A 1,112-nucleotide genomic window follows, 5' to 3' on the forward strand; every position below is an offset into this window, starting at 1 on the left:
TGTACTGACCACAGAGGTTGTGGACGTGGCGACATGCTGCCGATGATCTTGGCGTGAGGGAGGGCCTCCGGGTTCGGTGTGGATTGCGAGATCTACGCCCAGCCCCCAGGAGGCCCTCATGCCCCACCGTAACGCCCCGCTGACCGAGACCGGCCGCCTGCGCCTGGCCCGTTGTGTGGTCGATGACCACTGGCCGTTGCGGCGGGCCGCCGAGAGGTTCCAGGTCTCACCCACCACGGCCAAACGGTGGGCCGGCCGCTACCGGCAGCAGGGCGAGGCGGGGATGGCCGACCGGTCCAGCCGACCTCGCCACAGTCCACGCCGCACCCCCACCCGTACCGAGCGGCGGATCGTCAAGGTCCGGGTGCTGCGCCGATGGGGGCCCGCCCGCATCGCCGACCTGCTCGGCCTCAACCCGGCCACCGTGCACCGGGTGCTGACCCGCTACGGCCTGGCCCGACTGGCGCACCTGGACCGCGCCACCGGCCGGCCCGTCCGCCGCTACGAACACCCCGCACCCGGCGACCTGGTGCACGTCGACATCAAGAAACTCGGCAACATCCCCGACGGCGGCGGCCACCGCGTCCACGGCCGCGCCACCGGCGGCCGCAACTCCTCCGCCCACCGCGACCCCGCCCGGCCCCGCACCGTCCACGGCCGCCCCAACCTGGGCTACGCCTACCTGCACAACGCCGTCGACGACCACTCCCGCCTGGCCTACACCGAAATCCTCCCCGACGAGACCAAACAATCAGCAGCGGCCTTCTGGCAGCGGGCACAGGCGTTCTTCAGCAACCACGGCATCACCGTGGCCCGCGTACTGACCGACAACGGCTCCTGCTACCGCTCCAGGCTCTGGCGCGACACCCTCACCGCCGCCGGCATCGTCCACAAACGCACCCGCCCCTACCGGCCCCAGACCAACGGCAAGGTCGAACGCTACAACCGCACCCTGCTAGACGAATGGGCCTACGCCCACCCCTACACCAGCGAAACCGAACGCCGCCGAGCACTCCCGCAATGGCTCCACACCTACAATCACCACCGCGGACACACCGCACTCGGCGGCCGCCCACCCGCCAGCCGTGTCCACAACCTCACGAGTGAGTACA

The 1,112-nt window shown here is 70.7% G+C and carries 1 protein-coding gene; it reads left to right on the plus strand.

Annotated elements, in window-relative coordinates:
- Positions 1-118: 118 nt before the first annotated feature.
- The coding region (locus ABZ806_RS45115) for an IS481 family transposase (protein ID WP_500226156.1) at positions 119-1,112 on the plus strand (994 nt) is incomplete at its 3' end.

Source organism: Spirillospora sp. NPDC047418 (genome assembly GCF_040643275.1).
Classification (GTDB): Bacteria; Actinomycetota; Actinomycetes; order Streptosporangiales; family Streptosporangiaceae; genus Spirillospora.